This is a genomic window from uncultured Gimesia sp. (assembly GCF_937910335.1).
Taxonomy (GTDB): domain Bacteria; phylum Planctomycetota; class Planctomycetia; order Planctomycetales; family Planctomycetaceae; genus Gimesia.
Genome location: NZ_CALEMX010000140.1, coordinates 1 through 7,751 on the forward strand (window position 1 = coordinate 1; position 7,751 = coordinate 7,751).

Below are 7,751 nucleotides of genomic sequence, written 5' to 3' on the forward strand. Positions count from 1 at the left end.
AATCATCGGAGCCCTCTGTCCCAGTCGAACAGGATGAGATCGATGTTGATCTGATCGAGCGAAACCCCTATCAGCCCCGCCAGGATTTTGCCGCGGATTCACTGAAGGAACTGGAAGGCAGTATTCGTCAACATGGTGTTTTGCAACCGTTGCTCGTCCGACCTTTTGACGGGGCCTACCAACTGATTGCCGGTGAACGGCGATTGAAGGCGGCCCGCGAGGCCGGGCTCAAAACGGTACCCTGTCGAGTACTGAATCTGGAAGAACGACAAGTTTGTGAAGTGGCGATCGAGGAAAACCTCAAACGAAAAGATCTGAGTGTTCTGGAAAAAGCGCAGGCTTTCAGAAATTACCTGAATCAATTTGACAGCACGATTGAACAGCTGGCTCAGACGCTAAGTCTGGATCGTTCTACCGTCAATAATATGATCCGATTACTGGATCTCGCAGAACCAGTGAAACAGGCTTTGCAGTCAGAGAAGATTTCAGCCGGCCACGCACGGGCACTCCTCAGTCTGGATGAACAAAGGCAGGTCAGTGTGTGTGAGCAGATTCAGACCGAGTCATTATCGGTTCGGAAAACCGAAGCGGAAGTACGTAAGATACTCAAAGGGGAAGTGGATACCGTTCCATTCGAGAATTCCAAGAAGACTGCCACAGCTCCCGAGATGACAAATCATCTGTTGGATCTGCAGCAGCAGTTGCGGGAACTTCTGGGATCAAAAGTGGAGATCAAACTCAAGACAGATCATTCGGGACAAATTATGATTCCCTTTGATTCCAATGAGGCATTTGAGCGGATCACGGGAGTATTACGGAAGACCGCCTGACAACGAGAACATCGTTTCAAACCAAATTCCTGGCAACCCGAAGAGCAATCAGTTGTTTTTCGGGTTTGCTTTTTGTTGGAGATTCAACAAAATCTGACGGAACGTAGGGTTATCTGGCTGCAGCCGAATGAGCGCGTCGACTGATTCCAATGCCAGTTTCCACTTTTGCTGTTTTTCATAAAGCAGCGTTAACATCAGGCGGAAGTCAGCCGACTGCGGTTCAAGTTCGCAAGCTTTAGTGAGTGCGGTAACCGCTTCGTCTTCCCGCCCCAACAGGTAATAGAGTAACCCCAGTCGATATTGCAGCATTCCGTTATCAGGTAGCAATTTGACATCGCGGGCCAGAAGTTTGGCTTCTTCGGTACGCAACTGTTTGGCTTCGTCCTTCCTTCCCTGTTGTTCGAGAAGTTGAGCCAGATTGGATCGCGGCCCAGCGATTGCGGGCGATAGTTTAATAGCCGTTCGAAAACTCTGTTCTGCCTTCTTCAAGTCACCTTGACTGGCAGATAAAATTCCAAGGCTCATATGGGAACCGGTCTGGTCCCCATCAGCGAGCAACCCTGCTTTATATTCATTGAGTGCGCGTTTCATCGCTTCTTTGTTTTTTTGCGTGTCCGGCAAGATGGGCAGCGAAGACAGAATCCTCGCTACTTCGGTTCTTATTCCCCGCGATGAATCGGTCAGACCTTGGGCGAGTAACTTGCCGATTTTGTCTGCTTCCTGTTCGGAGTGGGGAGTCCAACCTTCAAAGCCACGCAGTGCTGCCAGGCGAACGATTTCTTCTTTTGATTTGAGCGCCTTTTCAATCAGAGCTCTACTTTCTGGTGTATGATACCGGGTTGCTAATAAGGAAACGGCAGTGGCACGCACGATCGGGCCCACTTCTTTATCACGCGTCAGCTTTATGAGAGCACGTTCGACTTCTGGATTTCCCGATCGGCCGGCTGCCAGAATTTCGCCATAATGGGGATCGTTACGTCGCTTGGTTCCATACCATTTATCAATGCTCTTAGCGGCCCATTCGGGAGTTTCACCAGGCTTGGTATGGCATTGATTGCAGGCGTTAGGCGTACCCAGTTTGACTGTTAAATCAGGTCGTGGTATTCGCAGACTGTGATCTCGCCTGGGGTCAACGACCATGTAGTTCTTGGAGGGCATATGGCATTCGACGCATGAGGCACCCGTGCTGCCCACCTTATGATGATGGTGGCCGGGAACATCATACTTGGCATCGAGATGACATTGAGTACAAAGTTTGTTGCCTTGGAATTTCAGGCGTGTGGAATGAGGGTCATGACAGTCGGTACATCTAACGCCTTTGCGATACATTTTACTCTGCGTAAAAGAACCGAAGACATAGACTTCATCGTTGATTTGACCATCAGGATGATATAGGTTCTCTTCTAAGAGTGAGAGTGCATAATGGTCGTGGAAACGGTCCAGTGGGGTGTGGCCGGGAGCAACGTGTCTCCTGCGCGAGTGACAAGGGGCACAGCTCTCCAGTTGCGCAGTCGGATCTTTTCCTTTCAGTTTGGCCAGGCCATATCCATAACGTCTATCCCAGAAAATGGAATTCGATTTGGCGAGTTGCACATGAATGGAACCCGGACCATGACAGGCCTCACAACTGACGCGCATTTCCGAAAATGAAAAGTGATGTGTATCGGAAGCGATATCATAATTTTTGGACCAGTTCGTTGTATGACATTCAGCACACATATGATTCCAGTTCTGAGCGAAGCCGGTCCAATGTAACGGGTCATCGGGCCCAAAGGGTTCATCAGGATTGGCATAGTACCAGCGTTTCTGTTCGGTGTCCCAAGTAACTGGCAATACCTGAATCTTGCCTCGTTCCAGTTCGGTCAGATATTGTTGTAGCGGCTTGACTCCAATGACATACTTGACCTCAAATCGGGATCGCTTTCCATCGGGGCCTTGTGTGGTGACGTAATACTTGTCCCCGGCATGGGTCATTGAAGAGGTGATGCCGAAATGTTTGAGTTCTGTATTATTGAAATCACCCAGCACAAATTCGGGAGTTGCCAGATTCATGGCGAGGTCGTGGTCTGAACCTTTCCAGAGAGCCGCTTCTTTCTGGTGACATTGAAAACAGGTTTGACGACCAACGTATGTTGCCGCTTCCCCTTCCGGAAGTGTCGACCACCAGTCAATGGCCAGACCGATCGATGTGATACCCACAAATATAATGATGCCGTATATCCAGCGCTTCTTCATCGCGTTAATGCTTTGTCAGTTTCTCTCAGGATGATTTTTAAATGGAACGGTTGTAGAATATGTCTTTAATCATACATGCTCACACCAGGAGACAAGATGGCAGTTTGTCAAGAATCCTGCAGAGAACTCAGAAAAACGCCCCTCATTTCCCAGCGTACAGAATACCCTCGAATATGCAATACACCATTTACCGAAGATGTGAAAGGCAACCGCGCGCTCAAAAGTTATCACAACTTGGGGATCGTTTCTTCAGGAGCGATCTCCTGTGGGACAGGGTACTCTTCTCCCTCAATTCGTAATTCTGTGTCTTCACATATTTTCAGTGTTGGTAAGAAACGTTTTGCCATGCGGGCCTGTAAAGTGACTCGAGAATTATCGCTGGAATACTCACGCGATATGATTACAGAATGATCTTCCAGTTGGGAAAGTAACTTACCATTTCCGACAGGTGTTTCTACTTCAACAATAACATACCCGGAAGCAAGACGATCAATTACGGCTTGAGACAGACGTTCCAGACCTTCGCCGGAAACGGCACTGACACTGATGCCGTTATCGTATTTTAAACGCAACACATCGAGTTTAGATCTGTCTTCGATCTTATCCGTTTTGTTAAACACGAGAATTGCATTCTCGTGATCAATGCCAATTTCGTCGAGTACTTTATTGACGGTTTTAATATGGTGTTCAACCTCCGGGTTACTGGAGTCAACCACATGTAATAGCAGGTCTGCCTGTCGTGCTTCTTCCAAAGTCGATTTGAAGGAAGCGACCAGATGATGAGGTAGGTCTCTGACGAAACCGACTGTATCGCTGAGCAAAATTTCTCCCCAATGCGGAAGTTCCCAGCGCCTGGTTCGCGTATCAAGCGTAGCAAATAACTGATCTGCAATATAAACATCAGCGCCTGTGAGCGCATTCATCAATGTGCTCTTACCCGCATTCGTATAACCGACGAGTGAAACAGTAACGTTTTGAAACCGATTGGAAACGGTTCTTTCCCTGCGACGTTCGACTTCCGTAAGTTTGCGTTTTAATTCTGCAACGCGCCTGTCTAATAATCGACGGTCGGTTTCGAGCTGCTTTTCACCAGGGCCACGGCCTGCACCAACGCCCCCTTCAATTCGTTCCAGGTGAGTCCATAATCGTTTTAATCGAGGACGAAAATAGAGCAGTTGTGCCAGCTCAACCTGCAACTTGGCTTCGTAAGTTTTTGCATGCGTTGCGAAGATATCGAGAATCAATTCACTGCGATCTACAATGACAGTTCCCGTTTCCTCTTCGATGTTTCTTCCTTGAGAGGGGGAAAGATTATTGTCAAAAATGACCAGTTCAGCATCCAGATGATCCACCATTTGCTGAAGTTCTGTAAGCTTCCCTTTTCCCAGGCAAGTGGCAGGATGAGGATGCTCCCGATTTTGAACGAGTGTGCCAACTACCTGGACGCCAGCAGTTTCGACTAAACCTCTTAGCTCATCCAAAGCCTGACTTTTGTCAACATGATTTGAAGGAGAAACAACTGAGACCAAAATCGCTTTTTTAGCTTTGACTTGTAGTTCTTCTCGTTTAGGATCCGACAAGGAAATTCAACCTTATTTGGTGTAGTCAGTAGTGAAGTGGCTAATTTATGGTTCTCTCTTCTATGTCCCATTTTAACAGGTTGTCATTGAGAGAACAGGCTATTTATTTAATGGTGACACCAAATACGCTCGTTAAGTTCATAAGCAATTTGAATGGAGTCTTTACTTCAAGCCTTAATCGATTGTATGTATACGAAAATGTACAACTGTTTAGATTGATGGTTTCATTAATACGACATCCAGCGCGTCTGCGCGGGTGCAGGCTTCCCAGTATGCTTTATATTCCTGATACTGATCTTCAAATACGATCCCTCCCAGATGATCCACTTTACGTTGACAGATCAAATGTGAATTTTCAACAAAAATGGATGCCTCATAACGGCCCCACTCACATTGCAATTTATGTTCGTAAGGCAATCCATAGCCCTGATAACCCGAGGGAATCTCAATTTTGTGGTAGTCAGTGAAACGAACAGGGGTGGGAGTTTGCAAGGCGGAAGTTCTTTTTTGAACATTCACAACGCCTGCAGAGTGCATGGCCCCAATCCAGGGGATGCGAAATAAGATGATCTCTTTGATCTGTCGTGACCATTGGTCAAGCGTGGTTCGATAAGTATAGCTGACATCTCTTGAAATGTCTTTGAGATTGAGAAACCGAGGCGATTCAATTCTGGCGCCCGTCAAGTCAGACGCCAGTTCTTTCTCCATCGTGAGTGCCGTGGATTCTTCGTTGCGGTAAATGTATCGTAAGCGATACTCCAGCGCCATATCGCCGGTTGTTGTCACATCCGCCGTGAATTGATAACAGCAGTCTTCAGATAAAACACCGACACAGTTGCGATTAATCTGATGACTTTCAGGACTACAATCGGGAATCGTAGTCAGTTCTCCTCCTTCGGAATTTAAGAGCAGAGCCTGAGTCCCCTGATCATTAGATGGCAAATCTTTGAATGTAACAGGTCCACCGGCCGGGTCCAGCCAGAGTCGGGCTCCGTTATCCAGGTCAGCGCAAACAATAGCGTGGTCAAATCGAGCTCCTGGTAAGAATGCGACCCTTCCATTTGTTCGAGTGAGAAGAATAGCAATGTGGGCTTTGATTCCCAGATGTCTGAGCATCGAAACCATCAAAGAGGATTTGTCTTTGCAGTCCCCTCGCATGTCCTCCAGCATGGATCCCACTTCACGAGTTTTTTCCAGATTCAGCTCATTGGGGTGCCGGCCATATCTGACATCTTCAGAAGAATACTTATAAATCGAAAAGAGCTTTTCTTCACTGGTCTGATCTTCCTGTGTGAGATCTTCCGATAATTTCTGGATTTGGGAAGGTATCTTGAGCGGGGGTTCCAGATCCTGCATATAGAATTTTGTGACAGGTTCCCAGGAAGGAAGTGTTGTAATATCAACCCATGGTAGTACATCACGTGCATGGGGAGTGCCATCATCAGTTTCATAACCGGGAACATCATGCAGGTCCCATTGATAGACTTGATATTTTCCCTGTTTCCATTTTTGCGGCTCTTCGTCAGTACGATACAATTTATATTCGAGTGAAAATGGTTCCGCAACGGCTACGGTAAAACGAAGTCGTCGGCAGGGAATTGCAAAGCGTAAATATTCCTGACCCCACATGCAGGCACCAATTCGATCGGGAATGAAAAAATCATATTGCTCATCCAACTCGACTGTTACACCGGGGCGAAGAGGATAAAAATTCAAAGAAGTCTGTCCGTAAGGTTGAACAACTTTCCGGGCCTTCTTAATACCTCCGTCGGGAAGATAGACTTTCGCTGCATGGATTTTATAGCGAGATGTTTGGCGATCATAAATACGATAAACTTCATCCCATTGCGCTAACGATTCATTTGCATAAAGTTTTGTTATGTAATGAGCACGTCGTGTAATTGTTCCATCACGATGTAATACACAAACCGTATCGGAAACAAGATTGTATTCGCCCCAATGTTGCAGTTCATCATCCGCTATCTCAGGCTGATGAACATGATCAATTGAAATACGCGGAGCGAACATGGACGTCTTCCGCGCCATTTTAAACCGCGTGCGCCATAGCTTGCGTTTTGGTTTCAAAGTCAATTCTTTATTGCTTCGATTCAATGCGAGGGACTTCTTTCAGAATGCTTAAAAAAACGACGGAAAGTACGTCAGGTATTTTAGCGTTAAACCGAGTCTGGATGCCAATATAAGCAGCGTGAAATGCGAGCGGTTCGAGAATTGACAGCGATAGAAATAGAAGAAGCGATCGAAAGATCGATCGCTTCTTACTCGTTATGGCTTGAAGTCTCCAAATACTACTTAGGTCGATTATCTCTTCCTTTTAGCAGCTTTTTTCTTTTTAGCAGCCTTTTTCTTTGGGGCGGCTTTTTTCTTAGCAGCTTTCTTCTTCACAGTCTTCTTAGCTGCTTTCTTTTTGGTAGCCTTCTTTTTGGTAGCTTTCTTAGCAGCTTTCTTTTTAACAGCTTTCTTCTTTACTGCTTTTTTCTTCACTGCTTTTTTCTTTGGAGCAGCCTTCTTTTTTGGTGCTGCTTTTTTCTTTGCCTTTTTCTTTGCCACCGCAAATCCTCCTTTGAGAGTTAAACGAGGGCTGCCTTGCCGCTGGCTCCGGGCTATAAGTCGGCACAGGTCTGCCACAACGAATAAGAATTGAGTCTGTCAACCTTGACAAACCCCGATGTTTGACCCTGTTGAAAATGAAGTGTTATTCAATAAAACGTTTTTTCAAATTCACACTCATTACACAATAAGGACTTACATCTATTTGATGGCAATCATCGTAAATATTTCAGAAAATTCTGCAAGCCATTTCTTTTACGAAATCGTATTTTTATGCTTGTTCTGGTGTTGCACGAACTTTGTGTTTCAGTTTGAACTCGTTCAAAAACAGAAATCATTTTGTGAAGTGTTACTTGAGACCGATAAAATGTAACATCGATTTGGGTCTTCTATTATAGTGTGAAAACGACATTTTTGTTTTATGAAAAACGATTTGTTTGTGTGAAAACGGAATAAAAAAAACGTGCGTACGTTTTTAAAACTCTCTAAAAAGCGGGCAAAAATTATTTTGATGTTTTCGAAAATAATTTTTGCTTAA

At 45.7% G+C, this 7,751-nt stretch carries 5 protein-coding genes; 1 reads left to right on the forward strand and 4 read right to left on the reverse strand.

The genetic code is table 11. The annotated features are described in order from the left end of the window. On the forward strand, positions 1 to 830 hold an 830-nt coding region (locus Q0668_RS05560), incomplete at its 5' end, for a ParB/RepB/Spo0J family partition protein (protein WP_298861059.1). Positions 831 to 878: 48 nt separating this feature from the next. Here Q0668_RS05560 and Q0668_RS05565 read toward each other — a convergent pair. The 4 genes from Q0668_RS05565 to Q0668_RS05580 form a co-directional block, all read right to left on the reverse strand. Next, positions 879 to 3,065, reverse strand: coding sequence for a tetratricopeptide repeat protein (locus tag Q0668_RS05565; RefSeq protein ID WP_298861062.1), 2,187 nt, complete (start codon positions 3,063 to 3,065; stop codon positions 879 to 881). Positions 3,066 to 3,292: 227 nt separating this feature from the next. After that, positions 3,293 to 4,645, reverse strand: coding sequence for a GTPase HflX (gene hflX / locus Q0668_RS05570; RefSeq protein ID WP_298861065.1), 1,353 nt, complete (start codon positions 4,643 to 4,645; stop codon positions 3,293 to 3,295). A 210-nt stretch (positions 4,646 to 4,855) separates the two neighbouring features. Further along, positions 4,856 to 6,757 (reverse strand): DUF3857 domain-containing protein, encoded by a 1,902-nt coding sequence (locus tag Q0668_RS05575; RefSeq protein ID WP_298861068.1) that lies wholly within the window; start codon positions 6,755 to 6,757, stop codon positions 4,856 to 4,858. 207 nt (positions 6,758 to 6,964) lie between these two features. Beyond that, positions 6,965 to 7,213 (reverse strand): hypothetical protein, encoded by a 249-nt coding sequence (locus Q0668_RS05580; protein WP_298861071.1) that lies wholly within the window; start codon positions 7,211 to 7,213, stop codon positions 6,965 to 6,967. Positions 7,214 to 7,751 lie beyond the last annotated feature (538 nt).

Bases quoted from the DNA above. Each gene is read 5' to 3' on its own strand.
- Q0668_RS05565 (WP_298861062.1), bottom strand. From the start codon at position 3,065: ATGAAGAAGCGCTGGATATACGGCATCATTATATTTGTGGGTATCACA.